The sequence below is a fragment of the Actinoplanes subglobosus genome, assembly GCF_042650585.1.
Taxonomy (GTDB): Bacteria; Actinomycetota; Actinomycetes; order Mycobacteriales; family Micromonosporaceae; genus Actinoplanes; species Actinoplanes subglobosus.
On record NZ_JBHSBL010000012.1, the window covers coordinates 144981 to 170370 of the forward strand.

General features: G+C 68.2%; 39 protein-coding genes and 1 riboswitch. Of the genes, 1 reads left to right on the forward strand and 38 read right to left on the reverse strand.

Annotated features, from left to right (window positions below):
- Positions 1–195: 195 nt before the first annotated feature.
- The 9 genes from thiC to ACFO0C_RS11680 all read right to left on the reverse strand — a co-directional run bounded on the left by thiC (position 196) and on the right by ACFO0C_RS11680 (position 8098).
- On the reverse strand, positions 196–1725 hold the full coding sequence (gene thiC / locus ACFO0C_RS11640) for a phosphomethylpyrimidine synthase ThiC (protein ID WP_378066606.1): 1530 nt from the start codon (positions 1723–1725) through the stop codon (positions 196–198).
- 69 nt (positions 1726–1794) lie between these two features.
- Positions 1795–2562, reverse strand: a complete 768-nt coding sequence (thiD, locus tag ACFO0C_RS11645) for a bifunctional hydroxymethylpyrimidine kinase/phosphomethylpyrimidine kinase (protein ID WP_378066607.1) — start codon at positions 2560–2562, stop codon at positions 1795–1797.
- Positions 2559–3131, reverse strand: coding sequence for a thiamine phosphate synthase (locus ACFO0C_RS11650; RefSeq protein ID WP_378066608.1), 573 nt, complete (start codon positions 3129–3131; stop codon positions 2559–2561). Before ACFO0C_RS11650 ends, thiD begins: the two co-directional genes overlap by 4 nt.
- Positions 3125–3871, reverse strand: coding sequence for a thiazole synthase (locus ACFO0C_RS11655; RefSeq protein WP_378066609.1), 747 nt, complete (start codon positions 3869–3871; stop codon positions 3125–3127). Before ACFO0C_RS11655 ends, ACFO0C_RS11650 begins: the two co-directional genes overlap by 7 nt.
- A 1-nt stretch (position 3872) precedes the next feature.
- A complete protein-coding gene (thiS, locus tag ACFO0C_RS11660; protein ID WP_378066610.1) occupies positions 3873–4073 on the reverse strand; it encodes a sulfur carrier protein ThiS in 201 nt (66 codons plus the stop codon).
- The gene (thiO, locus tag ACFO0C_RS11665; protein WP_378066611.1) at positions 4070–5089 is read right to left on the reverse strand and encodes a glycine oxidase ThiO; all 1020 of its coding nucleotides are present in this window, start codon (positions 5087–5089) and stop codon (positions 4070–4072) included. Before thiO ends, thiS begins: the two co-directional genes overlap by 4 nt.
- A complete protein-coding gene (locus ACFO0C_RS11670) occupies positions 5086–5670 on the reverse strand; it encodes a thiamine phosphate synthase (RefSeq protein WP_378066612.1) in 585 nt (194 codons plus the stop codon). The genes thiO and ACFO0C_RS11670 overlap by 4 nt, the downstream gene beginning before the upstream one ends.
- Positions 5664–5774: riboswitch (TPP riboswitch) on the reverse strand. (Overlaps the previous gene by 7 nt.)
- Positions 5775–5806: 32 nt before the next feature.
- Positions 5807–7453 (reverse strand): ABC-F family ATP-binding cassette domain-containing protein, encoded by a 1647-nt coding sequence (locus ACFO0C_RS11675; protein WP_378066613.1) that lies wholly within the window; start codon positions 7451–7453, stop codon positions 5807–5809.
- Between the two features lie 27 nt (positions 7454–7480).
- Positions 7481–8098, reverse strand: a complete 618-nt coding sequence (locus ACFO0C_RS11680; protein WP_378066614.1) for a class I SAM-dependent methyltransferase — start codon at positions 8096–8098, stop codon at positions 7481–7483.
- A gap of 95 nt (positions 8099–8193) precedes the next feature.
- Between ACFO0C_RS11680 and ACFO0C_RS11685 the strand changes: the two genes are divergently transcribed.
- Entirely contained in the window at positions 8194–8955 is a 762-nt protein-coding gene (locus ACFO0C_RS11685) for a hypothetical protein (protein WP_378066615.1), read from the forward strand.
- A gap of 5 nt (positions 8956–8960) precedes the next feature.
- Here the strand turns inward: ACFO0C_RS11685 and truA are convergent, their stop codons facing one another.
- From truA to rplB, 29 genes are all read right to left on the reverse strand, one after another.
- Positions 8961–9776 (reverse strand): tRNA pseudouridine(38-40) synthase TruA, encoded by an 816-nt coding sequence (gene truA, locus ACFO0C_RS11690; protein ID WP_378066616.1) that lies wholly within the window; start codon positions 9774–9776, stop codon positions 8961–8963.
- Between the two features lie 84 nt (positions 9777–9860).
- Positions 9861–10421: a 50S ribosomal protein L17 gene (rplQ, locus tag ACFO0C_RS11695; protein ID WP_378066617.1), complete on the reverse strand. Its 561-nt coding sequence runs from the start codon at positions 10419–10421 to the stop codon at positions 9861–9863.
- Between the two features lie 36 nt (positions 10422–10457).
- Positions 10458–11480: a DNA-directed RNA polymerase subunit alpha gene (locus ACFO0C_RS11700; RefSeq protein WP_093618743.1), complete on the reverse strand. Its 1023-nt coding sequence runs from the start codon at positions 11478–11480 to the stop codon at positions 10458–10460.
- 95 nt (positions 11481–11575) lie between these two features.
- On the reverse strand, positions 11576–12202 hold the full coding sequence (gene rpsD / locus ACFO0C_RS11705; RefSeq protein WP_093618744.1) for a 30S ribosomal protein S4: 627 nt from the start codon (positions 12200–12202) through the stop codon (positions 11576–11578).
- A 13-nt stretch (positions 12203–12215) separates the two neighbouring features.
- A complete protein-coding gene (gene rpsK / locus ACFO0C_RS11710) occupies positions 12216–12623 on the reverse strand; it encodes a 30S ribosomal protein S11 (protein ID WP_014440747.1) in 408 nt (135 codons plus the stop codon).
- A gap of 17 nt (positions 12624–12640) precedes the next feature.
- Positions 12641–13021 (reverse strand): 30S ribosomal protein S13, encoded by a 381-nt coding sequence (gene rpsM / locus ACFO0C_RS11715; RefSeq protein WP_317788680.1) that lies wholly within the window; start codon positions 13019–13021, stop codon positions 12641–12643.
- Positions 13022–13175: 154 nt separating this feature from the next.
- Positions 13176–13292 carry a 50S ribosomal protein L36 gene (gene rpmJ, locus ACFO0C_RS11720; protein ID WP_014440745.1) on the reverse strand — a complete coding sequence of 39 codons (117 nt, stop codon included), beginning with the start codon at positions 13290–13292 and terminating at the stop codon, positions 13176–13178.
- 51 nt (positions 13293–13343) lie between these two features.
- Positions 13344–13565 (reverse strand): translation initiation factor IF-1, encoded by a 222-nt coding sequence (infA, locus tag ACFO0C_RS11725; RefSeq protein ID WP_018347787.1) that lies wholly within the window; start codon positions 13563–13565, stop codon positions 13344–13346.
- 239 nt (positions 13566–13804) lie between these two features.
- The gene (locus tag ACFO0C_RS11730) at positions 13805–14236 is read right to left on the reverse strand and encodes a DUF1707 SHOCT-like domain-containing protein (RefSeq protein WP_378066618.1); all 432 of its coding nucleotides are present in this window, start codon (positions 14234–14236) and stop codon (positions 13805–13807) included.
- A 22-nt stretch (positions 14237–14258) separates the two neighbouring features.
- Entirely contained in the window at positions 14259–15092 is an 834-nt protein-coding gene (gene map, locus ACFO0C_RS11735; RefSeq protein ID WP_378066619.1) for a type I methionyl aminopeptidase, read from the reverse strand.
- Between the two features lie 85 nt (positions 15093–15177).
- Entirely contained in the window at positions 15178–15831 is a 654-nt protein-coding gene (locus ACFO0C_RS11740; protein ID WP_317788683.1) for an adenylate kinase, read from the reverse strand.
- A gap of 74 nt (positions 15832–15905) precedes the next feature.
- Positions 15906–17246 (reverse strand): preprotein translocase subunit SecY, encoded by a 1341-nt coding sequence (secY, locus tag ACFO0C_RS11745; RefSeq protein WP_378066753.1) that lies wholly within the window; start codon positions 17244–17246, stop codon positions 15906–15908.
- A 486-nt stretch (positions 17247–17732) separates the two neighbouring features.
- Positions 17733–18182: a 50S ribosomal protein L15 gene (gene rplO / locus ACFO0C_RS11750; RefSeq protein ID WP_317788686.1), complete on the reverse strand. Its 450-nt coding sequence runs from the start codon at positions 18180–18182 to the stop codon at positions 17733–17735.
- Positions 18183–18365, reverse strand: coding sequence for a 50S ribosomal protein L30 (gene rpmD / locus ACFO0C_RS11755; protein ID WP_043531070.1), 183 nt, complete (start codon positions 18363–18365; stop codon positions 18183–18185).
- Entirely contained in the window at positions 18365–18988 is a 624-nt protein-coding gene (gene rpsE / locus ACFO0C_RS11760) for a 30S ribosomal protein S5 (RefSeq protein WP_043531072.1), read from the reverse strand. The genes rpmD and rpsE overlap by 1 nt, the downstream gene beginning before the upstream one ends.
- A 13-nt stretch (positions 18989–19001) precedes the next feature.
- Positions 19002–19397, reverse strand: coding sequence for a 50S ribosomal protein L18 (gene rplR, locus ACFO0C_RS11765; protein WP_449190919.1), 396 nt, complete (start codon positions 19395–19397; stop codon positions 19002–19004).
- Entirely contained in the window at positions 19394–19933 is a 540-nt protein-coding gene (gene rplF / locus ACFO0C_RS11770; RefSeq protein WP_378066620.1) for a 50S ribosomal protein L6, read from the reverse strand. Before rplF ends, rplR begins: the two co-directional genes overlap by 4 nt.
- Before the next feature lie 14 nt (positions 19934–19947).
- Complete coding sequence (gene rpsH, locus ACFO0C_RS11775; RefSeq protein ID WP_092548783.1) at positions 19948–20355, reverse strand: 30S ribosomal protein S8; 408 nt, start codon at positions 20353–20355, stop codon at positions 19948–19950.
- Between the two features lie 119 nt (positions 20356–20474).
- Positions 20475–20660, reverse strand: coding sequence for a type Z 30S ribosomal protein S14 (locus ACFO0C_RS11780; RefSeq protein ID WP_020513598.1), 186 nt, complete (start codon positions 20658–20660; stop codon positions 20475–20477).
- 2 nt (positions 20661–20662) lie between these two features.
- Positions 20663–21232, reverse strand: coding sequence for a 50S ribosomal protein L5 (rplE, locus tag ACFO0C_RS11785; RefSeq protein ID WP_378066621.1), 570 nt, complete (start codon positions 21230–21232; stop codon positions 20663–20665).
- Positions 21232–21552 (reverse strand): 50S ribosomal protein L24, encoded by a 321-nt coding sequence (gene rplX / locus ACFO0C_RS11790; RefSeq protein ID WP_109598814.1) that lies wholly within the window; start codon positions 21550–21552, stop codon positions 21232–21234. The genes rplE and rplX overlap by 1 nt, the downstream gene beginning before the upstream one ends.
- A complete protein-coding gene (gene rplN / locus ACFO0C_RS11795; RefSeq protein ID WP_093618755.1) occupies positions 21549–21917 on the reverse strand; it encodes a 50S ribosomal protein L14 in 369 nt (122 codons plus the stop codon). The genes rplX and rplN overlap by 4 nt, the downstream gene beginning before the upstream one ends.
- A 94-nt stretch (positions 21918–22011) precedes the next feature.
- Entirely contained in the window at positions 22012–22284 is a 273-nt protein-coding gene (gene rpsQ / locus ACFO0C_RS11800; protein WP_092548791.1) for a 30S ribosomal protein S17, read from the reverse strand.
- Positions 22281–22514 (reverse strand): 50S ribosomal protein L29, encoded by a 234-nt coding sequence (gene rpmC / locus ACFO0C_RS11805; RefSeq protein ID WP_364490477.1) that lies wholly within the window; start codon positions 22512–22514, stop codon positions 22281–22283. The genes rpsQ and rpmC overlap by 4 nt, the downstream gene beginning before the upstream one ends.
- A complete protein-coding gene (rplP, locus tag ACFO0C_RS11810) occupies positions 22514–22939 on the reverse strand; it encodes a 50S ribosomal protein L16 (protein ID WP_014440729.1) in 426 nt (141 codons plus the stop codon). The genes rpmC and rplP overlap by 1 nt, the downstream gene beginning before the upstream one ends.
- A 3-nt stretch (positions 22940–22942) precedes the next feature.
- Positions 22943–23770: a 30S ribosomal protein S3 gene (gene rpsC / locus ACFO0C_RS11815; protein ID WP_360328260.1), complete on the reverse strand. Its 828-nt coding sequence runs from the start codon at positions 23768–23770 to the stop codon at positions 22943–22945.
- Positions 23770–24213 (reverse strand): 50S ribosomal protein L22, encoded by a 444-nt coding sequence (rplV, locus tag ACFO0C_RS11820; RefSeq protein WP_378066622.1) that lies wholly within the window; start codon positions 24211–24213, stop codon positions 23770–23772. The genes rpsC and rplV overlap by 1 nt, the downstream gene beginning before the upstream one ends.
- A gap of 37 nt (positions 24214–24250) precedes the next feature.
- Complete coding sequence (gene rpsS / locus ACFO0C_RS11825) at positions 24251–24532, reverse strand: 30S ribosomal protein S19 (protein ID WP_092548802.1); 282 nt, start codon at positions 24530–24532, stop codon at positions 24251–24253.
- 13 nt (positions 24533–24545) lie between these two features.
- Positions 24546–25385, reverse strand: coding sequence for a 50S ribosomal protein L2 (rplB, locus tag ACFO0C_RS11830; protein ID WP_317788697.1), 840 nt, complete (start codon positions 25383–25385; stop codon positions 24546–24548).
- Positions 25386–25390: the final 5 nt, after the last annotated feature.

Sequence of the window (25390 nt, forward strand, 5' to 3'; positions counted from 1 at the left end):
GCGACGACAGGCGCACCCAAATCGTCGATTGGGCGCGCCCACCACCGCCACAACGGCTACCAGCGCACCCAACCGCACAACGGGGGCGCCACCAACACCATCACGGCCACCAGCGCACCCAATCTCGCATCGGGCGCGCCCACCGCCGACGCCCACGGCCGAACCGATGCGGTGACAGCGGGCGCACCGGCCAAGTCAGGCGTTAGGTGTGACCGGCAGGTAGACCCGCCCGCCCGCATCCACGAACTCGGACGACTTCGCCTTCATCCCTGCCGCCCGGATCTCGTGGCTGATCTTCATCGAGCAGAACTTCGGCCCGCACATCGAGCAGAAATGCGCGGTCTTGGCAGGCGCCGCCGGCAGCGTCTCGTCGTGGTACGACCGGGCGGTAGCCGGATCCAGCGCAAGCTCGAACTGGTCCTCCCACCGGAAGTCGAACCGAGCCCGCGACAGCGCATCGTCCCATTCCTGAGCCCCAGGATGTCCCTTGGCGATGTCCGCCGCGTGCGCCGCGATCTTGTAGGCGATCATCCCGGCTTTGACGTCTTCCTTGTTCGGCAGCCCGAGGTGTTCCTTGGGTGTGACGTAGCAGAGCATCGCCGTACCGAACCACCCGATCATGGCCGCCCCGATGGCCGAGGTGATGTGGTCGTAGGCGGGGGCGATGTCGGTGGCCAGCGGCCCGAGCGTGTAGAAAGGCGCCCCACCGCAGAGCGACACCTGCAGGTCCACGTTCTCCTTGATCTTGTGCATGGGTACGTGCCCGGGCCCTTCGACCATGACCTGGACGTCGTATTCCCACGCGATGTGCGTGAGTTCCCCGAGGGTGCGCAGTTCGGCGAACTGTGCCTCGTCGTTGGCGTCGGCGATCGACCCGGGCCGGAGCCCGTCGCCGAGGGAGAACGTGATGTCGTACTCCCGGAAGATCTCGCACAGCTCGCGGAAGTGGGTGTAGAGGAAGTTCTCCCGGTGCTCGGCCAGGCACCACGCTGCCATGATCGACCCGCCGCGGGAGACGATCCCGGTGACGCGTTCAGCGGCCATCGGCACGTACTCCAGAAGCACCCCGGCGTGGATCGTCATGTAGTCGACGCCCTGCTCAGCCTGTTCGATCACAGTCTCCCGGAAGACTTCCCAGGACAGTTTGAGGGGGTCGCCCTTGACCTTCTCGAGCGCCTGATAGAGCGGCACCGTGCCGATCGGGACGGGCGAGTTCCGTACGATCGCCTCCCGGGTCTCATGAATGTGCTGCCCGGTGGACAGGTCCATCACGGTGTCCGCGCCCCACTGGGTGGCCCAGGTCAGTTTCTCGACCTCTTCGTCGATCGACGAGGTGACCGCCGAGGTGCCGATGTTGGCGTTGACCTTCACGAGGAACCGCGATCCGATGATCATTGGCTCGGATTCGGGGTGGTTGATGTTGGCGGGCAGCACGGCCCGTCCCGCGGCGATCTCGTCGCGCACGAGGGTGGCCGGGACTCCTTCCCGGATCGCGACGTACTCCATCTCCGGCGTGATGATCCCGGCGCGCGCCGAGGCGAGCTGGGTCCGCCCCGTCTGCCAGGGTTTCCGCAGCGGGGGCAGCCCGACCGCGGGTTCGCTGCCGGGTCCGGAGGTGTCGTAGAGGCGTACCGGCGGGTTGTCGCCGGTCAGCACCACCTCGGTGAACGGCACCCGGATGTCCGGGCGGGGACCTTCTACATAGACCTTGCGACGCATGACCAAACCTCCCCAAAAACGGATGAAACCGGCGGCGTACGGCAGCAGGAATCCACCTACCGGGCCGCCGGAGATCTAGACGGACCAGCCGAAGTGGTCCAGTGGCCCCGGCCCGGCGCCGAGCCGCCACGAGCTGCCGCCGCGCAGGCCCCGGTTCACGTAGGCCTTCGCCGCCGCCACCGCGTCCGGCACCGGGTCGCCGGCCGCCAGCCGCACCGCGATCGCGGACGAGAAGGTGCACCCGGAACCATGGTTGTTCTCGGTCATCACCGGCTCACCGCGCAGCAGCGTCGCCGCGCCGTCGAAGTGCAGGACATCGAGCGCCAGCTCACTCCCGGTCACCACGACGGCGCGCGGCCCGAGGGCCGCGAGCTCGGCCGCCGCCGAGACCATCTCCTCGACCGACTCCACTCGCCGCCCCAGGAGGGCGCCGGCTTCGTGCCGATTGGGGGTCAGCACACAGGGGTACGCCGTAAGCACCCCGACAACCGCGGCCTCCCCCAACCGGCTCCCCGCGGTGGCCACCAGAACCGGATCGACGACGAGGTTCGGCAGATCGTCCACACGCGACGCGATCAGCTCGGCCACGGCCGGATCCGAGATCATCCCGACCTTGACCGCGGCCACCGGCAGATCCGACAGGACGGCGTCGAGCTGAGCAGCGACAACGTCGACCGGGACCGGATGGATGGCCGTCACCCCGAGCGTGTTCTGCGCCGTGATGGCCGTGATCACCGAGGTACCGAACGCCCCGAGCGCCGCGAACGTCTTCAGATCCGCCTGGATCCCCGCGCCCCCGCCCGAGTCCGACCCGGCGATCGTCAGCACCACGGGCGGAGTCACGAGGCACCCCCGGCAAACCCGGACGCCAGTTCGCGGGCCGTCCGCTCCGGATCCGGTGATCGCATGATCGCTCCCATCACCGCGATGCCCGCCGCACCGGCCGCCGCGCACTCCGCCGCCTGATCAGCGGCCCCGATGCCACCGAGGGCGAGCCAGGGCACGGGCGCGCGCAGCCCGGCGGCCCCCGTGACCCCGAGCGCCGGCCCGTACCCCGGCTTCGACGAGGTCGGGTAGACCGGCGACACCGTCACGTAGTCCACACCCGACAGGTCCTCGGTGCCGTGCCACGAACGGCCGGTCAGTGTCGGCCCGGCCGGGAGATGATCAGAACCGGACAAGTGCACCGCTGTTCCACCGAGCGGGTCCGGACCGGAGATGATCAGTCGATCTACCGGGACGACCGACCGGAGCCTCGTGGCCAGGGCCGCGCGATCGCCGTACGAAAGATCCCTCTCGCGGAGAATGACCCAAGCAGCGCCGCCGCGGACCGCCGCCCGGACCACCTCGATCAGCGGCCCGGAAGCGGACCGCCGATCGGTGAGCAGGACGAGCCCGCCCGGGGTCACCATTGCGCGATGCCGTCGTCGGCTGTGGACGCGACCGCGTGGAACCGTCGTGGGATGCGGCCCGCGGCGCGGGCGAGCCGGCCGCCGATGACCGCGTGCCGCATCGCCGCCGCCATCGCCGCCGGATCGTCGGCCCGGGTGATCGCGCTGGCGATGAGCACCGCGTCGCAGCCGAGTTCCATGGCGCGTGCCGCGTCCGAGGCGGTGCCGATACCGGCGTCGAGAACCACCGGCACGTCGACGCTCTGCACGATCAACTCGATGTGGTGCGGGTTGGAGATGCCCAGGCCGGAGCCGATCGGCGACCCCGCCGGCATCACCGCGGCACATCCGGCGTCGGCGAGCCGGCGGGCCAGGATCGGATCATCACTGGTGTACGGCAGAACGCGGAACCCGTCAGCGACGAGCATCTCGGCCGCTCGCAGGAGCTCGACCCCGTCCGGCAGCAGGGTCCGTTCGTCACCGATCACCTCGAGTTTGATCAGATCCGTCTCGAAGGCCTCACGGGCCATCTGAGCGGTCTTCACCGCGTCCCCGGCGGTGTAGCAGCCGGCCGTGTTCGGCAGCACCCGCACCCCGAGCCGGTCGAGCATCGGGAGCAGTCCCGGCCCGGCCGCGTCGACCCGGCGCAGTGCCACGGTGACCAGCGTCGTCTCGGACGCGGCGATCGCCTCCTCCAGTGCCGCGAGACTGTTCGCCCCGCCGGTGCCGAGGATCAGTCCGTTCTCCGGAAGGAACCCCACGTCAGCCTCCTTGCGCGGCGGTGAGGACCTCGATCCGGTCGCCGTCCACGAGGTCCACCTCCGACCAGGTGGACCGTGGCACGACGGTGCCGTTGACCGCGACCGCCACCCCACGCTGGGCGGCGATCAGTTCCGCGACCAGGGTCGCGACCGAGCAGGTGCCGGGCCGGCTCTGGGCCTGGCCGTTGATCGTCAGCTTCATCGGAACCTCCCGGGGGCGAACGCGTCGAGAATCGGGTCCGCCGAGCCGGTGACCACCAGGTCGGCGATGAGTCGTGCGGTGATCGGGGCGAGCAGGATCCCGTTACGGAAATGGCCGGCCGCGACCACGACCCGGCGGTCGTCGTCGAGGAATCCGAGGATCGGCGCGTTGTCCGGCGTCCCCGGCCGGTGCCCGACGGTGACCTCGCTGAGTTCGTGGTCGGCGAGGCCGGGTACCAGGTCGAGGGCGGCGCGCAGCAGGTCGTGCACGCCTCCCGCGGTCGGTTGCCGGTCACCGCGTTCCTCCTGGGTGGCGCCGACGACGATCTCGCCGTCGGCCCGCGGGACCAGGTAGACGTGGCGTCCGTCGGCGGCACCGTCGATCACGTGCCGGAGCAGACCGGGTTCCCCGCGGAGCCGGAGGACCTGGCCTTTGACCGGCCGGACCGGCAGCCCGGTGAGCCCGCCGGTGTGATGCCCGGCGGCCACGACGACGGCGTCACCCTCCACATCCGACAGGTCTGCGACGCGGCGCGTGACGACACGGCCCGTCAGCCGCTCCCGCAGGGCCGCGACGACCCTGCGGGGATCGACCTGGTGCTCCTCGGCAGCGAACGCCCCGGCCCGTACCCGCGGCGAGATCCCTGGTTCGAGATCACGCACCTGGGAACCGGTCAGCGGAGTCAGCTTCTGGTGCTTCCACTCCCGGGCCGCCTCGGCCACGTCATCCGCGGTGAGGGCGAGCGACAGCGTCCCGGCCCGGTCGTATCCGACGTCCCCGAGCCCGGCCACGAACTCCGGCCACAGCTCATGCCCCGCCTCCAGCAGCCGGGTGAGGTGCGGATACTCGAACGCCGACTCCCCACCCGGCGCGAGCATCCCGGCCGCGACATGCCACGCCCCGTCCGCTCCGTCAGGCGCCGGATCGTAGACGGTGACGTCCGCCCCGCGTCGGAGAAGCTCCGCGGCGATGGACAGCCCGATGATGCCGCCACCGACGACGGCGACGCGGCTCATGGCAGGACCGCCAGGAATTCCGCAACCGCTCCCTTCGGATCCGCCGCGAAGGCGGAGACAGCCGCGACCCCGTGCACCGCGAGCAGCGGCACCCGTTCCGCGGTGATACCGCCGATCGCCAGAACCGGCGTGCCCGGCACCGCGTCGGCGACAGCCGCAACCGCGGCCGGCCCGAGCGGTGGTGGCAGCCCGTCCTTGGTGGACGTGTGGAAGGCCGGCCCGACCCCGAGATAGCTGGCCCCGGCCTCGATGGCCGCCCGCGCGGTCTCCGCCGAACGGCAGGTGCCGCCGATGATCGCGTCCGGCCCGAGCACCCGGCGGGCGGCGGACACCGGCAGGTCGTCGGCACCGAGGTGAACACCGTCCGCGCCGGCCGCGAGAGCGACCCCGACCCTGTCGTTGACCAGCACCATCGTGCCGGCCGGCCGGCACACCGCGAGGGCGGCGCAGGTCAACGCGTACGCCGAAGCGTCGTTGCTCTTGACTCTGATCTGGACAGCCACGTCGGGCAACCCGGCGACACCGCGAACGACGTCGATATCGTCGGTTATGACGTGGATGCGGGGAAACGATGTGCCCATGAGGGACTCCTCCCTGCGCCGGCATTACCCGGATCAGGTTCGACGGTCGGGGGCCGCATCAGCCCCCCTCTCAGCCCGGTGCCCGGACTCCCGTGGGTTGTTGTAACCGGACCATAACCGGTCCGTGACGAGAAAACTAGCGGACGTCCCAGACCGGCTCCGGAACCTCCACCACCTCGCCGTCCCCCCTGAACAGCACGAAGCGATCGAAAGACCTGGTGAACCAGCGGTCGTGGGTGACCGCGATCACCGTGCCCTCGAACCCCTTCAAACCCTCCTCCAACGCCTCCGCCGAGGCGAGGTCGAGGTTGTCGGTCGGCTCGTCGAGCAACAGCACGGTCGCCCCCGACAGTTCGAGCAGGAGCACCAGGAACCGGGCCTGCTGTCCACCGGAGAGGGTCCCGAACCGCTGGTCGCCCTGGGCGGCCAGCTCGTACCGGTTCAGGTGCTTCATGGCGCCCGCCCGATCGAGCCCGGACCGGTGCTCGTCACCGCGCCACAGGATCTCGACGAGCGTCTTCTCCATCAGCTCCGGCCGGTCGTGGGTCTGCGAGAAGTGGCCGGGCCGGACCCGAGCGCCGAGACGGGCCTTGCCGTCGTGCGACACCTTCGCCAGCGGTGCGCCGTCGACCGGTTTGTGCTCCAGGTCGGGGTCGGTGCCACCGGCCGCGAGCAGGCGCAGGAAGTGCGACTTCCCGGTCCCGTTCGCGCCGAGGACGGCGACCCGGTCGCCGTACCAGATCTCCAGGTCGAACGGGAACGTCAGGTTCTCCAGCTCGAGCTGCTCGCAGATGACCGCGCGCTTGCCGGTGCGGCCGCCGCGCAGGTTCATCTTCACCGCCTGGTCCTTCGGTGGCAGCGGCGGCGGGCCGGCCTCCTCGAACTTGCGGAGCCGGGTCTGCGCGGCCTGATAGCGGGAGGCCAGACCGTCGTTGTAGGCGGCCTTGTTCTTGAGCATGAAGACCAGTTCCTTGATCTTCTCGTGCTCCTCGTCCCAGCGGCGGCGCAGCTCCTCCATGCGCTCGTGCCGGTTCATCCGGGCCTCGTGCCAGGAGGCGAACCCGCCCGGATGGGTCCAGGCGCTGCCACCCTCGACGGCGACGACCCGGCTCGCGGTCTCGGCCAGCAGCTCCCGGTCGTGCGAGACGTAGAGGATCGACTTGTTCGACTCGCGCATCCGCTGCTCCAGCCAGCGTTTGGCCGGGACGTCGAGGAAGTTGTCCGGCTCGTCGAGCAGCAGCACCTCGTCGTTGCCGCGCAGCAGCAGGTCGAGGGCGAACCGTTTCTGCTCGCCGCCGGAGAGGGTCCGCACGATGCGGGAACGCGCCTCCTCCCACGGCTTGCCCAGGATCGAGACGGTCACCGTGTCGAAGAGCACCTCGGCGTCGTAACCACCGGCCTCACCCCAGTGGGCGAGCGCGTTCGCGTACGCGATCTGGGATTTCTCGGTCTCGCCGAGCGCCGCGGCAGCCGCCCGCAAGCGTTCTCCGGCCTCGCGGAGCGCCGGTGAGACGAGCGAAAGAGCAAGATCTTCGAGGGTACGGTCGTCGCCGATCATCCCGATGAACTGGCGCATCACCCCGAGCCCACCGGAACGCGCGATGGTCCCGCTCTGGGTCGGTATGTCACCGGCCACCATGCGCATGAGCGTGGTCTTGCCCGCCCCGTTGGGACCGACGAGCGCCACCTTGGCCCCCTCGCCGACCCGGAACGACACGTCGGCGAACAGCTCCCGACCATCCGGGAGCACGAAAGCTGCGCCGGCGACATCCACGTAACCCATGGCGGCATCCTCCCTGTCAGTGCCGGCTCAGTCAGCCGATTTTCCGGTGACCCGCAGGACGCGGAAGCCCCGCTGGCTGGCCACCCGCTCGACGGTCCAGCCGAGCCCGGTCAGCCAGGTGTGCAGCGAGTCACCACCGAGGTTGCGGTTGATCACGAGCCAGGCGGTGCCACCGGGCGCGAGCCGGGGCAGCCAGCGCTCCAGCAGCTCGTGCAGCCCGGCCTTGCCGATGTGGGTGGGCGGGTTGCTCCAGATCTCGGTGAACGTCACGTCCGCCGGGACCGTCTCGGGCTCACGGACCAGCACCCGATCACCGAGGCCGAGCCGTGCCGCATTCTCACCGGCCAGGTCACGGGCTCGCGAGTTGACGTCGACCGCGTAGACGGTGACCCGCGGCGCCTCGCTGGCCAGCACGCAGGCGATCGGGCCGTAACCGCAGCCCAGGTCGAGGAAGGTGCCCTCGGCCCGGTCATCGGGCAGGCCCGCCTTGCGCAGCAGCACGGCGGTGCCGGGGTCGAGACGGCCGGCCGAGAAGACCCCGGAGGCGACGGCCAGCCGGTAGTCCCGGCCGGCGACGGTGAACTCGATCTCGCCACGCCGCAGCGGCGCGTCGGGGTCGGCGGTGAAGTAGTGGTCGGCGGTCACCCGTCAAGTGTCCCGCCGCACGGTGTCGGGTGCCTCGCCGGGGTGGCGGACACGGTGTGCGTCAATCGATCAGCGTGCGCGCCTAGCTTGGGCCCATGCGGTACGCCACCCCGACGCGCTCCGCCCATCGCGCCGCCCCGGCGGGTGGTTTCACCCTTCCGATCCGATTTCCGGCCCGTGGCCAGCATCGACGCCGGTCGCGGCGGCACCTGCGGCGCGAGCCGATGACCACCCATCTGTTCACCCGCGGACTGGCCGGCCTGATCGTGCTCGGCATCGTGGTGATGCTGGGTGTCCTCATCGTCGCCGACGAACGACGCCCGCCGGCCCAGCTCGCCTCGGCCGAGGTCGACGCGCGGATCGCGACGCGCGAGGTGGATCCGGCGCCGTTGCGCGCCGACGAGATCTTCCCGGCCGGCGTCACCGCCTTCGGCGTCACCCGGTCCGACCTCGCCGCCGACTGCACACTCGCGGCTAGCGGCGCCTTGCGCACGACCCTGCTGCGGTACGGCTGCTCGCAGGCGGTCCGGGCCGCTCTCACCGTCCCGTATGCCGACTACCGGATCACCGCCGGCATGCTGAACCTGCCTGACACGACTAGCGCGATGGCCGTCGGTGATCAGGTCCGCTACCTGGTGGAGACGGGTGACGGCAGTTTCACCGACCTGTCCGGCGCCGCGACCGGCCCGGGAACACCGATCCTGTGGCGCACCCGCGGCCACTACGTCATGTACTGCGTGATCACCGGCCCGTCGGGTGAGCTGGTTGCCCCGGACGCCCCGCAGGTGACCCAGCTCGCCCACGACATCCTCGACACCCACCTCCACGACACGGTCCTGATCCGCCGAGCCTCCTGAACGCCTCAGGCGCGCAGCCGGCGGGTGGCCTCGGCGCGGGCCGCGTACTCCGCCTCATCCGGATATCCGACCGCGACGAGCGTCAGGCCGTGCGCCGCGGCGACCATCACCTCGCTGGACCGCTCCCGCAAGGTCAGCAGTTTGGCCGGCCACTCCGGCGACCGTCGGCCGTCACCGACGGTGAGCATCGCCCCGACCAGGCTCCGCACCATGGCCTGGCAGAACGCGTCGGCCTGCACGGTCGCCACACACACCCCGTCAGGGTCCCGCCGCCAGTCCAGCCGGTTGATCGCCCGGATCGTGGTGGCGTGCTCCTTGCGCTTGCAGAACGCCGCGAAGTCGTGCTCCCCCAGCAGCCCGGCCGCCGCGGCGTTGAGCCGGTCCAGGTCCAGCGGCCGCACCCAGCCCAGGGTGTCGTGCCGGCGCAGCGGCTCCGGCCCCCACGGCGTGTCCGAGACGCGGTACTCGTAGCGGCGGAAGGTCGCCGAGAACCGCGCGTCGAACGTGTCCGGCACCGGGACGATCGCCCGCACCCGGGCGTCCGCCGGCATCACCGCGGCGAGCCGCCGCAGCAGCGATCCCTCCAGCTCGGCCCAGTGCTCCACCGGCAGATCGACGTGGCACACCTGCCCGGAGGCGTGCACCCCGGCGTCGGTCCGCCCGGCGACGGTCAGCCCGAGGGGTGTCTCGGCTCCGACAAGGCGGGCAAAAGCCTCGATCAACACCCCTGCGACGGTACGGCGACCCGGCTGAACAGCCCAGCCGGAGAAGTCGGCGCCGTCGTACGAGATGTCCAGGCGAAGCCGAATGGTGTCCGTCATCCGCGTGCTCTCTTCGGAGATGGCCGAGGCCCGGCACCCCGAAGGATGCCGGGCCTCGCCCGAAATGGATCTGATCGGTGAAGATCAGGCCTTGTCGGTGTCTTCGCCCTCGGCCTTGTCGCCGGGCTTGTCACCGGAAGCGCTCACCGGAGCCTCGGCGTCCTGGTCGGCGTCGTCAGCCTTGGCGGCGGCGGGGGCCTCGTCCTCGGGGGCGAGAGCCTCGACCTTGGCCTGCTGCGCGGCAGCCTTGCGGGCCTCCTTGGACGGGCCGGTGGAGGCCGCGACCTGGAGCTCCTCGACCAGCTCGATGACGGCCATCGGAGCGGCGTCACCCTTGCGCGGGCCGATCTTGGTGATCCGGGTGTACCCACCGGGGCGGTTGGCGTACCGCGGAGCGATCTGCTCGAACAGGGCGTACACGACGTCCTTGTCCTTCACGGTGGCCAGAACCCGGCGACGGGCGTGCAGGTCGCCGCGCTTGGCCTTCGTGACGAGCTGCTCGGCCAGCGGGCGCAGCCGCTTGGCCTTCGACTCGGTGGTCTTGATCTTCCCGTGCCGGAAGAGCTCGGTGGCCAGGTTGGCCAGGATGAGCTTTTCGTGAGCCGGGCTGCCGCCGAGGCGGGCACCCTTGGTGGGCGTGGGCATTTCAATTGCTCCTTGAAATGGGGCGCAGCCGAGCTCTTAGAGCTGCTCGGTCTCGCGGTAGTCGTCGGTGTCGTAGTCCACGTCGCCGAACGAGTCGACCACGTGCGCGGGGTCGAAGGACGGCGCGCTGTCCTTCAGGCCCAGGCCCATCCCGGCGAGCTTCATCTTGACCTCGTCGATCGACTTCTGGCCGAAGTTCCGGATGTCCAGAAGATCAGCCTCCGTACGCCCTATCAACTCGCCCACGCTGTTGATGCCCTCGCGCTTGAGGCAGTTGTACGACCGGACGGTGAGGTCGAGCTCCTCGATCGGCAGCGCCAGGTCGGCAGCGAGCTGCGCGTCCTGCGGCGACGGGCCGATGTCGATGCCCTCGGCGGTCTCGTCGAGCTCACGGCAGAGGCCGAAGAGCTCCACGAGGGTCGAGCCGGCCGAGGCCAGCGCGGTCCGGGGGGAGATCGACGCCTTCGACTCGACGTCGATGATCAGGCGGTCGAAGTCGGTGCGCTGCTCGACACGGGTCGCCTCGACGCGGTAGGTGACCTTGAGCACCGGCGAGTAGATCGAGTCGACCGGGATACGGCCGATCTCGGCGCCGGCGTTCTTGTTCTGCGCCGCGGTGACGTAGCCACGACCGCGCTCGACGGTCAGCTCCATGTCCAGCCGGCCCTTGCTGTTCAGGGTCGCCAGCTTCAGATCGGGGTTGTGCACCGAGACACCGGCCGGCGGCTGGATGTCCCCGGCGGTCACGTCGCCCGGGCCCTGCTTGCGCAGGTACATGCTGACCGGCTCGTCGTGCTCGGAGCTGACGGTCAGTTCCTTGACGTTCATGACCAGCTCGACCACATCCTCCTTGACACCGGGGATGGTGGTGAACTCGTGCAGCACGCCGTCGATCTTGATGCTGGTGACCGCCGCGCCCGGGATGGACGACAGCAGGGTCCGCCGAAGAGAGTTACCGAGGGTGTAGCCGAAGCCCGGCTCCAGCGGTTCGATGGTGAACCGGGAGCGGGTCTCGCTGAGCGACTCCTCCGAGAGGGTCGGCCGCTGGCTGATGAGCACGCTGTTCTTCTTTCTGTCGGGCCACCCGCTATTTGATGGCCGTCTCTGTTCTGCTTCGAGGTGCCGGCCAGACGGCCGGCACCTCGAAAGAGCTGCTACTTGGAGTAGAGCTCGACGATCAGCTGCTCCTGGACCTGCGTGTCGATGACAGCGCGGGCCGGGAGCGAGTGGATCAGGATCTTCATCTCGCTGGGGATCGGCTCCAGCCACGCCGGGACCGGCTTGGAGCCGGCCTGCGCCTGGGCGACGACGAAGGGCGTGAGCTCCTTCGACTTCTCCCGCAGCGTGACGATGTCCTTGTCCCGGACGCGGTACGACGGGATGTCGACCTTGACGCCGTTCACCAGGAAGTGGCCGTGCTTGACCAGCTGGCGGGCGGCGTCACGGGAAGCGGCGTAACCGGCCCGGTAGACGACGTTGTCGAGACGCGACTCGAGGATCTGCAGCAGCACCTCACCGGTCTTGCCGGGCTTGGTGACAGCCTCCTCGTAGTAACCGCGGAACTGCTTCTCGAGCACGCCGTACACGCGACGGGCCTTCTGCTTCTCGCGGTGCTGGAGCAGGTACTCGGTCTCCTTGGTCCGACCACGGCCGTGCTGGCCGGGCGGGAAGGGACGCGACTCGAACGGGCACTTCGGCCCATCGCACTTGCTGCCCTTGAGGAACAGCTTCATCTTCTCGCGGCGGCAGCGCTTGCAGTCCGCACCTGTGTAACGAGCCATCTCTGTATCCCCCTCAGACCCGGCGACGCTTCGGCGGGCGGCAGCCGTTGTGCGGCTGCGGCGTGACGTCGGAGATCTGACCGACCTCGAGGCCGGCGGCCTGCAGCGAACGGATGGCGGTCTCCCGGCCGGAGCCCGGACCCTTGACGAACACGTCGACCTTGCGCATGCCGTGCTCCATGGCACGACGGGCGGCCGCCTCGGCAGCGAGCTGCGCGGCGAACGGGGTCGACTTGCGGGAGCCCTTGAAGCCCACCTGGCCGGAGGAGGCCCAGGAGATGACAGCACCGGTCGGGTCGGTGATCGACACGATGGTGTTGTTGAAGGTGCTCTTGATGTGCGCCTGCCCGTGGGCGACGTTCTTGCGTTCCTTGCGCCGGACCTTCTTTACTGCGGCCCCAGCGCGTGCCTTCGGTGGCATAAGTCAGTGCGCTCCTATTACTTCCGACCGGGCTTCTTCTTACCGGCGACCGTCCGCTTCGGACCCTTACGGGTACGAGCGTTGGTCCGGGTCCGCTGTCCACGCACGGGCAGGCCCTTGCGGTGGCGGATACCGGCGTAGCAACCGATCTCAACCTTGCGGCGGATGTCCGCAGCGACCTCGCGGCGCAGGTCGCCCTCAACCTTGAAGTTGGCCTCGATGTAGTCGCGGAGCTGAACCAGCTCCTCTTCCGTGAGGTCCTTGGCGCGCTTGTTCAGGTCAATCGCGGTAGCAGTCAGTGTCTCCACGGCACGGGTACGCCCGATGCCGTAGATGTAGGTGAGCGCGATCTCCAACCGCTTCTCGCGGGGGAGATCGACGCCGACGAGACGAGCCATTACTGGCGGTACTCCTCGTTCGTGATCCCGGAGGTCTGTGCCCGCCCCATCCCGTCACTCACGACGGGCCCCGGCCTCCGACCGGGGGTACAGCCGCGGTTTCCCACGGCCGGGACGAGCTTGTTCAGTGGTGCGGATCCTTGCGGCGCGGGACTCAGCCCTGGCGCTGCTTGTGGCGCGGGTCGGTCGAGCAGATGACCATGACCCGGCCGTGCCGCCGGATGACCCGGCAGTTGTTGCAGATCCGCTTGACGCTCGGCTTGACCTTCACGGTTTGCCTTAACTCTCAGTCAGACGGGATTGGTGTTTCCCCGCGACCCGCTTACTTGTAGCGGTAGACGATTCGCCCACGGGTCAGGTCGTACGGCGAGAGCTCGACGACGACCCTGTCCTCGGGAAGGATACGGATGTAGTGCTGACGCATCTTCCCGGAGATGTGTGCCAGGACTCTGTGACCATTGGCGAGCTCCACGCGGAACATAGCGTTCGGTAGAGGCTCGATCACTCGGCCTTCGATCTCGATGGCTCCGTCTTTCTTAGGCATGTCCTCCGCTACCTGACATCGGGTTCTTGGGGCAGGCTTGCGCAACGTCACATCCGGACCCACGATGGAGCCCGAACCAGCCGCGGCTCCCTCCCGCCCTCGAAGCGCTTGAGGACATGAAGGAGTGGACGCTACGCGCCAGCGAGCCAGTCTACGCGCCCGTAACAGCGACGCCAAACCGAGGGTTGCGTAACCCGCTGTCGGGCGTGTTCTGACCGGACAACTCGACCATATCCGTCTCAGTGACCTCGATTGCCCCGGTCTCTGAAGTGCGCCACAAGTGCCCACACCACCGGGATCAGCACCCAGCCCGGCCAGAAGTAGTGCCACTCCCCCGAGCCGAGGCTGCTCATCGCCCAGATCACCACACAGACCAGGAAGACACCGAGAATGCCCGTGAGACCCGACCGGCCACGGTGCTGCGGCTCCGGCCCCTTCGCGCTCCGGTGCGGCTCCACCTGAGCCTTCTCCACCGGGACCGTGCCGGGCAGATCGGCGAGCAGGCCCTCGAGGTCGCCGTAGGTCTTCGCCGAATACGCCCGCTGGACGCGCTCGTCGTACTCACCCAGATCCAGACGGCCCTGGTCCAGCGCCTGCTTCAGCTGCTCGGCAACCTTCTCGCGGTCACCGTCGCCGGCCCGCATCCCCTCGTGCACCATGCGTGCCAGCATGGCAGGAGGGCGCCATCGACGCCTATGGCTGACGCGCGGTCACCAGCTCGCCCAGACGGGCCCGTCCGCCGTCCGGCGCCGTGGTGACCCACACGCCGTCCTCCAGGAGCGCCATGGTGTGCTCCACGTGCGCCGCCCAGGAGTTGTCCCGGGTGACCACGGTCCAGCCGTCGTCGAGCTCCACGGTCCGCGGCGAGCCCATCGTGATCATCGGCTCGATGGCCAGGGCCAGGCCCGGCTGGAGCTTGATACCGCGGCCCGGCTTGCCGTGGTTGAGGATGTGCGGATCCTGGTGCATCTCGGTGCCGATGCCGTGGCCGCCGTAACCGTCGACGATCCCGTAACGCCCCGCCTTACGGATCGAACGCTCGATGTTGAACGAGATGTCGGTCTGCTTGCCCCGCCCGTTGAGGATGCCCCGGGCCGCCGCCGCTATCCCGGCCCACATCGCGTCCTCGGCCACCTCGGCCATGCGCAGCAGCGCCGGATCAGTCTGACCCACGCCGACGGTGATCGCCGAGTCGCCGTGCCAGCCCTCCAGGATCGCGCCGCAGTCCAGCGAGATCAGGTCGCCCTCGCGCAGCACCTGGCCCGCGCTCGGGATCCCGTGCACCACCTGCTCGTTGACCGAGGCACAGATCGACGCCGGGAAGCCGTGGTAACCCTTGAACGACGGGATCGCGCCCGCGTCACGGATCACCTTCTCCGCGATGGCGTCCAGATCGGCGGTGGAGACACCCGGGGCGACCGCCGCACGCATCGCGTCCAGTGCCGCCGCGACGACCAGGCCGGCCGCGCGCATCAGCTCGATCTGCTCGGGGGTCTTCAGCTGGATGTTCAGCTCTTGGCGGCGCATGGCGGTGAGCCTAACTCTCTGGGTCTGGACATGACGCCGCCCCGGGGGGCACCCGGGGCGGCGATGGTCTTGCGGTGGGGCGGTGTCAGCCGCCGTACGACCGCAGGGCGTCGATCGCGCGGACGGTGACGTCCTCGACCGGGCCGGTGGCGTCGATGCCCACCAGCTTGCCCTGAGCGCCGTAGAAGTCGACCAGGGGCGCGGTCTTGTCCGCGTACTCGACGAGGCGGTTACCGATGGTCTCAGCCTTGTCGTCGTCCCGCTGGAACAGCTCGCTGCCGCAGCGGTCGCAGATGTTCTCCTTGCTCGTCGGGTCGAACTCGACGTGCCAGATCTTTCCGCAACCACGACAGGTCCGGCGGCCGGACAGCCGGCGGATGACCTCGTCGTCGTCGACCACGAGCTCCATCACCAGGTCCAGAGCGGTGCCGAGATCGGCCAGGAGCTTGTCCAGGGCCGAGGCCTGCGGCACCGTCCGCGGGAAGCCGTCCAGCAGGAAGCCGTCACCCGCGTCCGGCTCGGCGAGCCGGTCACGAACCATGTTGATGGTGACCTCGTCCGGGACCAGCTGTCCGGCGTCCATGTAGCGCTTGGCCTCGACGCCCAGTGGCGTCCCCTGCGACACGTTCGCCCGGAAGATGTCCCCGGTCGAGATCTTCGGTACGGCGAGATGGGCGGCGATGAACTCAGCCTGGGTCCCCTTGCCGGCCCCCGGAGGGCCCACCAGTACCAGCCGCACCTACATCGCCTCGCTTCGGTCAGGAAGAACCACGCCCACCGTAGACGCCAGAGCCCCCCGGCCCTGCGTACCCACTACCGGAGGAACCCTTCGTAGTTCCGCTGCATGAGTTGGCTCTCGATCTGCTTGACCGTCTCCAGACCCACACCCACCATGATCAGCACTGCGGTACCACCGAACGGGAAGTTCTGGTACTGCGACTGGTTCAGCCAGATGAAGAAGAAGTTCGGCAGGACCGAGATCAGGCCAAGGTACAGGGCGCCCGGCAGCGTGATCCGGCTGAGGATGAAGTCCAGGTAATCGGCGGTCGGCTTGCCCGGGCGGATGCCCGGCACGAAACCACCGTACTTCTTCATGTTCTCCGCGACCTCGGTCGGGTTGAACGTGATCGACACGTAGAAGTACGTGAAGAAGATGATCAGCAGGAACATCACGCCGATGTACAGCGGGCTGACCGGGTCGGCCAGGTGGTTCTGGATCCAGACCTGGTACGGCTTGAGGTTGTTCTTGTCGAAGAACTGCAGGTAGAGCTGCGGCAGGTAGAGCAGCGAGGACGCGAAGATGACCGGGACGACACCCGCCTGGTTCACCTTCAGCGGGATGTAGGTCGAGGTCCCGCCGTACATCCGCCGGCCGATCATGCGCTTCGCGTACTGCACCGGGATCCGGCGCTGCGCCTGCTCGATGAAGACCACGAGCGCGATGATGACCAGGACCAGGCCGATCACCAGGAAGAACTTGCCGGTGCCGCTCGACTCCTTGATGCTCCAGCCCTCGCCGGGGAGGCGGGCCGCGATCGAGGTGAAGATCAGGACGGACATGCCGTTGCCGACGCCGCGGTCGGTGATGAGCTCGCCGAGCCACATGACCACACCGGTACCGGCGGTCATCGTCATCACGAGAACGCTCAGCGTCAGCCACATCGGGATGCCGGTGCTCTCGGGGATGATCTGGTAGGTCGGGTCGTCCTGGTCGCACAGACCGTTGAACAGCTGCCCGGTCCGCGCCAGCGCCACGAAGGCCGAGGCCTGGAGAACAGCCAGGCCGAGCGTCAGGTAACGGGTGTACTGCGTGATCTTCGCCTGGCCGGACTGGCCCTCCTTGCGCAGCTGCTCCAGGCGCGGGATGACCACGGTGAGCAGCTGGAGGATGATCGACGCCGTGATGTACGGCATGATGCCCAGCGCGAAGACGGAGAGCTGGAGCAGCGCACCGCCGGAGAAGAGATTCAGCAGGTTGAGCAAGTCGTTGTTAGCCGACTCGGTCAGCTTGAGACAGGCCCGAACGTTGGCGTAGGACACACCGGGGCTGGGCAATGTGGCACCGAGACGGTAGATCCCTACGATCGCTACCGTAAAGAGCAGCTTCTTCCGCAGGTCAGGCGTCCGAAGCGCACTCGTGAAGGCGGACAACAACTGATCCTCCTGCGTGGTCGCCACACTCTGGGTTGCGGTATCCCGGAACTTCGGGCACACATCATTGGACAGCCATAGAGGCCGCCAGCGGAGCACTGTATCAGCAAGGCCGAGAGCGCAACCAGCGGCATCGCTTGGGCCGATGTCCCAGTACAACACAACTGTCCGGCTTCGTGGCTGAACCGGTTGCTTGCGCGCCGATCGGAACCGCTGTCCCACCCTACGTCACGGGCCGGAACACAGCCCGCTTCCATCGAGGACAATGACTACCTTGCGCCGATTCGGGCGCAGGCGAAGCCCTGAGGCGGTCGCCACGGCACGATGGGGCCGTTTCCGCACCGATGTGTACCCAAAGCGCAATCACGGCCTCACGCGGCGCACAGGGCCGTTTGCGTGCCCTCCACAACGGAAGCGACGCGGCCGGAACGGAAGAGGCCGCGGTCCCGGGGAGTTCCCGGGACCGCGGCCTCTTACCGCAGTGACGCCTTACAGCTCGGTGACGGAACCACCGGCAGCGGCGATCTTCTCCTTGGCCGACTCGCTGAACGCGTGCGCCGAGATGGTCAGCGCGACGCCGCCCAGCTCGCCCGAGCCCAGCACCTTGACCGGCTGGTTCTTCCGGACGGCGCCGGCCTCGACCAGCTCCGCCGGACCGACCGAACCGCCGTTGGGGAACAGCTCGGCAAGCCGGTCCAGGTTGACGACCTGGAAGACGACCTTGTTGCGGGGCCGGTTGCCCAGACCCTTCACCTTCGGCAGGCGCATGTGGATGGGCATCTGCCCACCCTCGAACGACGCCGGGGTGTTCTTACGGGCGCCGGTGCCCTTGGTGCCACGACCGGCGGTCTTGCCCTTGGAGCCCTCACCACGACCCACGCGGGTCTTGGCGGTCTTCGCACCGGGCGCCGGGCGCAGGTGGTGAACCTTGATCGCCATTTACTCGACCTCCTCGACAGTGACGAGGTGGTTCACCGCGAAGATCATGCCCCGAATCTCGGGGCGGTCCTCCTTGACCACCACATCGTTGATCCGCTTCAGACCGAGCGAACGCAGGGAGTCCCGCTGGTTCTGCTTACGGCCGATCCCGGACCGGATCTGGGTGACCTTCAAGCGTGCCATCAGTGCACCGCCGCTTCCGCACGCGCTGCCAGCATGGCCGCCGGCGCCACGTCCTCGACCGGCAGGCCGCGACGCTTGGCGACGGCCTCCGGCGACTCGAGGCCCTTCAGAGCGGCCACGGTCGCGTGCACGATGTTGATCGGGTTCGAGGAACCCAGGCTCTTCGACAGGATGTCGTGGATACCGGCACACTCCAGCACGGCACGCACCGGGCCACCGGCGATGACGCCGGTACCAGCGGAAGCCGGCTTGAGCAGGACGACACCCGCGGCAGCCTCACCGGTGATCGGGTGCGGAATGGTCGCACCGATACGCGGCACCTTGAAGAAGTGCTTCTTGGCCTCCTCGACGCCCTTGGCGATCGCCGCGGGCACCTCCTTGGCCTTTCCGTAGCCGATGCCGACGGTGCCGTCACCGTCGCCGACGATCACCAGGGCGGTGAAGCTGAAGCGACGACCACCCTTGACGACCTTCGCGACACGGTTGATCGCGACGACCCGCTCCAGGTGCGGGGTCTTCTCGACGGGCGCGTTTCCGCGGCCGCCCTCGCGACGGTTGTCCCTGCGGTTGCCACCCTCGGTGTTACCGCCGGACCCGCCGCCTCGGCGCTGCTGACCAGGCATTGGTCAATTCCTCCTAGAACTCGAGTCCGGCTTCGCGAGCGGCGTCCGCAAGCGCGGCGATCCGCCCCGCGTACTTGTTGCCACCCCGGTCGAAGACGACCTTGGAAATCCCCGCGGCCTTGGCCCGCTCGGCGAGGAGCGAACCGACCTTGCCGGACAGCGCGGTCTTGTCGCCCTCGTTGCCCCGGATCGAGGCGTCGAGCGTGGAGGCCGAAGCCAGCGTGTGGCCCTTGAGGTCGTCGATGATCTGCGCGGAGATGTGCCGCGCGGACCGCGTGACGACCAGGCGCGGACGCTCGGCCGTACCACGGACGTTCTTGCGGACCCGGAAGTGCCGACGCGCCTTGCCGACGGCACGCTTGGCGGCAACCCCGCCGCCGTTGCGGCGCTTGAGCAGCGTGGCGGTCACTTCTTACCTGCCTTTCCAGCCTTACGGCGGATGACCTCACCCTGGTACTTGACACCCTTGCCCTTGTAGGGCTCCGGCGGGCGGATCTTGCGAATGTTCGCGGAGACCTCACCCACCAGCTGCTTGTCGATACCGGTGACAGTGAACTGGGTCGGCTTCTCAACCGAGAAGGTGATGCCGGCCGGAGGAACCACGAGCACCGGGTGCGAGAAGCCCAGAGCGAACTCCAGGTCCTTGCCCTTCGCGGTGACGCGGTAACCGGTGCCGTTGATCTCCAGCACCTTCTTGTAGCCCTCGGTGACGCCGACGATCATGTTGGCGACCAGGGTCCGCGAGAGGCCGTGCAGTTCCTTGGCCTTGCGCTCGTCGTTGGGCCGGTTGACGACCAGCTCGCCGCCGTCCTGAGCGACCGTGATCGGCTCGGCGACGACGTGCGAGAGCTCGCCCTTGGGGCCCTTGACCTTGACGGTCTGGCCCGAGATGGTGACATCGACGCCGGCCGGGACCGGGATCGACTTACGTCCGATTCGCGACATGTCTAAGTCTCCAGTTACCAGACGAAGGCGAGGACTTCCCCGCCAACGCTCCGCTTGCGGGCCTGCTTGTCGGTCAGCAGTCCCTGGGACGTCGAAATGATCGCGACACCGAGGCCACCGAGCACTCGCGGCAGCTCGTCGGACTTGGCGTAAACCCGCAGGCCGGGCTTCGAGACGCGCTTGATGCCGGCGAGGCTGCGCTCGCGGCTCTGGCCGTACTTGAGCTCAACGACCAGACGCTTGCCGACCGCGCCCTCCTCGGGCTCCTCAGACGTCCACGACGCGATGTAACCCTCGGCCTTGAGGACCTCGGCGATGTTCGCCTTGATCTTCGAGTAGGGCATCGTCACCTTGTCGTGGTACGCCTGGTTGGCGTTACGCAGACGCGTGAGCATGTCTGCGATCGGGTCCGTCATCGTCATGGGTATTCGTCAACCTTTCTCGCCGGGGTTCCCGAGTAGGACTCAGGCCTACGGCGAAGCGGCATTACATTGAGGTCCGCCTGTTGGCCCGCCGCTGAGGGCGGGCCAGAGGACGGAAGTTACCAGGAGGCCTTGGACACGCCGGGCAGCTCACCGCGGTGGGCCATGTCCCGCACGCAAACGCGGCAGAGGCCGAACTTGCGGTAGACCGAGTGCGGACGACCGCACTTCTGGCAGCGGGTGTAGGCACGCACGGCGAACTTCGGCTTCGCGGCAGCCTTCAGGATCAGCGCCTTCTTAGCCATACTCAGTTCTCCTTGAACGGGAAGCCCAGGAGCTTGAGCAGCGCCCGGCCCTCGTCGTCGGTCGACGCGGTGGTGACCACGGTGATGTCCATGCCCCGCGGCCGATCGATCTTGTCCTGGTCGATCTCGTGGAACACCGACTGCTCGGTCAGACCGAACGTGTAGTTGCCGTGGCCGTCCAGCTTCCGGCCGTCGAGACCGCGGAAGTCGCGGATACGCGGCAGCGAGATGGACAGCAGCCGGTCCAGGAACTCCCACATCCGGTCGCCGCGGAGGGTGACCTTCGCGCCGATCGGCATGCCCTCACGCAGCTTGAACTGCGCGATGGACTTGGTGGCCCGGCGGACCAGCGGCTTCTGACCGGTGATGGTGGTCAGGTCGCGGACCGCGCCGTCGATCAGCTTGGCGTCCCGGGCAGCCTCGCCGACACCCATGTTGACCACGATCTTGACAAGACCGGGGATCTGCATCGGGTTGCCGTACTTGAACTGCTCCTGGATGGCCGGCACGACCTCGGAGCGGTACTTCTGCTTGAGACGCGGCAGCGCCTTAGCCTCGGTAGCGGCAGTCATCAGAGTTCCTTACCGGTCGTACGCGCGATCCGGACCTTGTTGCCGTTCTCGTCAATCTTGTAACCGATGCGAGTCGGCTTGCCGTCCCCGTCCAGCACCTGCACGTTCGAGATGTGGATGGCGGCTTCCTGAGTGACGATGCCACCGGTCTTCGAACCGCGCTGGTTCGTGCGGATGCGCTCGTGCTTCTTGATCCGGTTGACGCCCTCGACCAGGACCTTGTCCCGCGTCGGGTAGGCCGCGATGACCTTACCCTTGGCGCCCTTGTCCTTACCGGCGATGACGACGACCGTGTCGCCCTTCTTGATCTTCACGGTCAGAGCACCTCCGGCGCCAGGCTGATGATCTTCATGAACCGCTTGTCGCGCAGCTCGCGCCCGACCGGGCCGAAGATGCGGGTACCGCGGGGGTCCCCGCCGTCCTTGATGATGACGGCGGCGTTCTCGTCGAAACGGATGTACGAGCCGTCCGGACGACGCCGCTCCTTGCTGGTGCGGACGACGACCGCCTTGACGACGTCACCCTTCTTCACACCGGCACCCGGAATGGCGTCCTTGACCGTGGCCACGATGACGTCGCCGATGCTCGCGTAACGGCGACCGGAGCCACCGAGCACCCGGATGCACAGGATCTCCCGGGCACCCGTGTTGTCGGCGACGCGCAGTCGCGACTCCTGCTGGATCACGTCTGTCTCCTATGTCTGCCAGTTCTCCGGGCCACAGGCCCGAAGCTTGGCGGAACGATGGTCCGCTGGGCCGGCCGGAGCCGGCCCAGCGCACTCACTTGGCCTTTTCGAGGATCTCCACGATGCGCCACCGCTTGGTGGCGGAGAGCGGACGAGTCTCCATGATCGAGACCCGGTCGCCGACTCCCGCAGCATTCTGCTCGTCGTGCACCTTCAGCTTCCGCGTACGGCGGATGACCTTGCCGTACAGGGCGTGCTTGACCCGGTCCTCGACCTCGACAACGACGGTCTTGTCCATCTTGTCGCTGACCACGAGACCGTCACGCACCTTGCGCTGAGCGCGCGGGGCGGTGGTGTTCTCACTCATGCCGTCACCTCGTCCGGCGCAACCGAGAGGCCCAGCTCCCGCTCACGCATGATCGTGTAGATCTTCGCGATGTCCTTGCGGACGACCTGGAGCCGACGGTGATTGTCGAGCTGCCCGGTCGCGCGCTGCACACGAAGGTTGAACAGCTCCGCCTTGGCCTCCCGCAGCTTCGCGACCAGCTCCTCTTCGGAGAGTTCGCGCAGCTCGGCCGCCTTAACGCCCGCTGCCATCAGCTTTCACCCACTTCGCGCGTCACGATGCGGCACTTCATCGGGAGCTTGTGGATCGCGCGGCGCATCGCCTCACGCGCGACCGTCTCGTTCGGGAACGACATCTCGAAGAGAATGCGTCCCGGCTTGACGTTCGCCACCCACCACTCGGGAGAACCCTTACCGGAACCCATGCGGGTCTCGGCCGGCTTCTTGGTCAGAGCCTGGTCCGGGAAGATCGAGATCCAGACCTTGCCGCCACGCTTGATGTGGCGGGTCATGGCGATACGAGCCGACTCGATCTGACGGTTCGTCACGTACGCCGGCTCGAGAGCCTGGATACCGAACTCACCGAAGACGACCCGGTTGCCACCCTTGGACGCGCCACTGCGGTCCGGGTGGTGCGGCTTACGGAAGCCCTTCGGGGGCTTACGGGGCATCAGCACAGGTCAGCCCTCCTGCTGCGTTTCAGCCGCAGCCGGAGCCGCGGCGGTGTCATCGGCGGTCGCCGCGGCCTGAGCGGCCCGGCCGGCCTCAGTACCGCCCGCGGTCGTGCCGGACGAGCCGGAACGGCCACGACGCGGACGCTCGGGGCGGTCGGCGCGGTCCCGGCGCGGACGCGCGGGCGCCTCAGCGACGGCCTCGCGACCCGGAACGGCGTCGCCCTTGTAGATCCAGACCTTCACGCCGATGCGGCCGAACGTGGTACGGGCCTCGAAGAAGCCGTACTCGATGTTGGCCCGCAGCGTGTGCAGCGGAACGCGACCCTCACGGTAGAACTCCGTGCGGCTCATCTCCGCGCCGCCGAGACGGCCGGAGACCTGCACCCGGATGCCCTTGCAGATCGGGTTCTTCATGGCCGACTGCATGGCCTTACGCATCGCGCGGCGGAAGCTGACCCGGGAGGACAGCTGCTCGGCGACGCCCTGGGCCACGAGCTGAGCATCCGACTCGGGGCTCTTGACCTCGAGGATGTTCAGCTGGACCTGCTTGCCGGTGAGCTTCTCGAGCTCGCCGCGGATCCGGTCCGCCTCCGCACCCTTACGGCCGATGACGATGCCCGGCCGGGCGGTGTGGATGTCGACCCGGACCCGGTCACGGGTCCGCTCGATGTCGACCTTGGAGATGCCGGCACGCTCGAGGCCCTTGGACATCATGCGGCGGATCTTGACGTCCTCGCCGATGTAGTCCTTGTAGAGCTTGTCGGCGAACCAACGGCTCCGCCAGTCAGTCGAGATGCCGAGACGGAACCCGGTGGGGTGAACCTTCTGACCCATTACTCGGCACCCTCCGTGCTCTGGGACTCGGCCTTCGGCGCGGCCTTCTTGGCCGCTGCCTTCTTCGCCGGGCGGGCCGACTGGACCGCCTCGACCGCGATGGTGATGTGACACGTGCGCTTGCGGATCCGGTACGCCCGGCCCTGCGCCCGCGGACGGAACCGCTTGAGCGTGGGGCCCTCGTCGACGAACGCCTCGCTGACGAGGAGAGCGTCGGGGTCGAGCCGCTCGTTGTTCTCCGCGTTCGCGATGGCGCTGGCAAGCACCTTGTAGACCTGCTCGCTGGCGGCCTGCGGCGCGAACTGCAGGACGACCAGCGCCTCCTTCGCGGGCAGACCACGAACGAGGTTGATCACCCGGCGCGCCTTGTTCGGCGAGATGCGCACGTGCCGCGCAACCGCCCGCGCGCCCGGAAGCACCGGAGCGTCGCCCTTAACTGGCATCGCTGTAGCTCCTAAATCCTCTTAATCGTGTATCTGCTTAGCGACGACGGCTCTTGCGGTCGTCCTTCTCGTGACCCTTGAACGTCCGGGTCAGAGCGAACTCGCCGAGCTTGTGCCCGACCATCGCCTCACTGATGAACACCGGGACGTGCTTGCGGCCGTCGTGCACCGCGATGGTGTGACCCAGCATGTCCGGGATGATGGTCGAACGCCGCGACCAGGTCTTGATGACGTTCTTCGAGTTCTTCTCGTTCTGGACTTCCACCTTCTTGAGCAGGTGGTCGTCGATGAACGGGCCCTTCTTCAGGCTGCGAGGCATCTTCTAACTCCCGTTACCCGCGCTTGCGGGTGGCGTAGCGGCGGCGAACAATCAGCTTGTCGCTCTCCTGGCCCTTGCGGCGGGTACGGCCCTCCGGCTTACCAGCCGGGTTGACCGGGTGACGACCACCGGAGGTCTTACCCTCACCACCACCGTGCGGGTGGTCGACAGGGTTCATGGCGACACCACGGACGGTCGGGCGCTTGCCCTTCCACCGCATACGGCCGGCCTTACCCCAGTTGATGTTCGACTGCTCGGCGTTGCCGATCTCGCCGACCGTCGCGCGGCAGCGGATGTCGACGCGACGGATCTCACCGGAAGGCATACGCAGCGTGGCGTAGGCACCCTCACGGCCGAGCAGCTGGATGCCGACGCCGGCCGAACGGGCCAGCTTGGCGCCACCGCCGGGACGAAGCTCCACACCGTGGATCGTCGTACCGACCGGGATGTTGCGCAGGGGAAGGTTGTTCCCCGGCTTGATGTCCGCGCCCACGCCCGACTCGACGCGGTCGCCCTGCTTGAGGTCCTTCGGCGCGAGGATGTAGCGCTTCTCACCGTCGGCGTAGTGCAGCAGAGCGATGCGGGAGGTGCGGTTGGGGTCGTACTCGATGTGAGCGACCTTGGCCGGCACGCCGTCCTTGTCGTTCCGCTTGAAGTCGATCAGCCGGTACTGCCGCTTGTGGCCACCGCCCTGGTGCCGGGTGGTGATCCGGCCGTGGACGTTGCGGCCACCCTTCTTGGGCAGCGGAACCAGCAGAGACTTCTCCGGAGTCGACCGGGTGATCTCGGCGAAGTCGGCGACGCTGGAGCCACGACGGCCCGGCGTGGTCGGCTTGTACTTACGGATTGCCATGATTC

Coding starts and splice junctions, on each gene's coding strand:
- ACFO0C_RS11650 (WP_378066608.1), bottom strand. CDS start 3,131: ATGGTGACCCCGGGCGGGCTCGTCCTGCTCACCGATCGGCGGTCCGCT.
- thiS (WP_378066610.1), bottom strand. CDS start 4,073: ATGAAGCTGACGATCAACGGCCAGGCCCAGAGCCGGCCCGGCACCTGC.
- thiO (WP_378066611.1), bottom strand. CDS start 5,089: ATGAGCCGCGTCGCCGTCGTCGGTGGCGGCATCATCGGGCTGTCCATC.
- ACFO0C_RS11670 (WP_378066612.1), bottom strand. CDS start 5,670: ATGGGCACATCGTTTCCCCGCATCCACGTCATAACCGACGATATCGAC.
- ACFO0C_RS11675 (WP_378066613.1), bottom strand. CDS start 7,453: ATGGGTTACGTGGATGTCGCCGGCGCAGCTTTCGTGCTCCCGGATGGT.
- ACFO0C_RS11685 (WP_378066615.1), top strand. CDS start 8,194: ATGCGGTACGCCACCCCGACGCGCTCCGCCCATCGCGCCGCCCCGGCG.
- truA (WP_378066616.1), bottom strand. CDS start 9,776: ATGACGGACACCATTCGGCTTCGCCTGGACATCTCGTACGACGGCGCC.
- rplQ (WP_378066617.1), bottom strand. CDS start 10,421: ATGCCCACGCCCACCAAGGGTGCCCGCCTCGGCGGCAGCCCGGCTCAC.
- rpsD (WP_093618744.1), bottom strand. CDS start 12,202: ATGGCTCGTTACACAGGTGCGGACTGCAAGCGCTGCCGCCGCGAGAAG.
- rpsK (WP_014440747.1), bottom strand. CDS start 12,623: ATGCCACCGAAGGCACGCGCTGGGGCCGCAGTAAAGAAGGTCCGGCGC.
- rpsM (WP_317788680.1), bottom strand. CDS start 13,021: ATGGCTCGTCTCGTCGGCGTCGATCTCCCCCGCGAGAAGCGGTTGGAG.
- infA (WP_018347787.1), bottom strand. CDS start 13,565: ATGCCTAAGAAAGACGGAGCCATCGAGATCGAAGGCCGAGTGATCGAG.
- ACFO0C_RS11730 (WP_378066618.1), bottom strand. CDS start 14,236: ATGCTGGCACGCATGGTGCACGAGGGGATGCGGGCCGGCGACGGTGAC.
- map (WP_378066619.1), bottom strand. CDS start 15,092: ATGCGCCGCCAAGAGCTGAACATCCAGCTGAAGACCCCCGAGCAGATC.
- rplO (WP_317788686.1), bottom strand. CDS start 18,182: ATGGCGATCAAGGTTCACCACCTGCGCCCGGCGCCCGGTGCGAAGACC.
- rpmD (WP_043531070.1), bottom strand. CDS start 18,365: ATGGCACGCTTGAAGGTCACCCAGATCCGGTCCGGGATCGGCCGTAAG.
- rpsE (WP_043531072.1), bottom strand. CDS start 18,988: ATGCCTGGTCAGCAGCGCCGAGGCGGCGGGTCCGGCGGTAACACCGAG.
- rplF (WP_378066620.1), bottom strand. CDS start 19,933: ATGTCGCGAATCGGACGTAAGTCGATCCCGGTCCCGGCCGGCGTCGAT.
- rpsH (WP_092548783.1), bottom strand. CDS start 20,355: ATGACGATGACGGACCCGATCGCAGACATGCTCACGCGTCTGCGTAAC.
- ACFO0C_RS11780 (WP_020513598.1), bottom strand. CDS start 20,660: ATGGCTAAGAAGGCGCTGATCCTGAAGGCTGCCGCGAAGCCGAAGTTC.
- rplE (WP_378066621.1), bottom strand. CDS start 21,232: ATGACTGCCGCTACCGAGGCTAAGGCGCTGCCGCGTCTCAAGCAGAAG.
- rpsQ (WP_092548791.1), bottom strand. CDS start 22,284: ATGAGTGAGAACACCACCGCCCCGCGCGCTCAGCGCAAGGTGCGTGAC.
- rpmC (WP_364490477.1), bottom strand. CDS start 22,514: ATGGCAGCGGGCGTTAAGGCGGCCGAGCTGCGCGAACTCTCCGAAGAG.
- rpsC (WP_360328260.1), bottom strand. CDS start 23,770: ATGGGTCAGAAGGTTCACCCCACCGGGTTCCGTCTCGGCATCTCGACT.
- rplV (WP_378066622.1), bottom strand. CDS start 24,213: ATGCCAGTTAAGGGCGACGCTCCGGTGCTTCCGGGCGCGCGGGCGGTT.
- rpsS (WP_092548802.1), bottom strand. CDS start 24,532: ATGCCTCGCAGCCTGAAGAAGGGCCCGTTCATCGACGACCACCTGCTC.
- rplB (WP_317788697.1), bottom strand. CDS start 25,385: ATGGCAATCCGTAAGTACAAGCCGACCACGCCGGGCCGTCGTGGCTCC.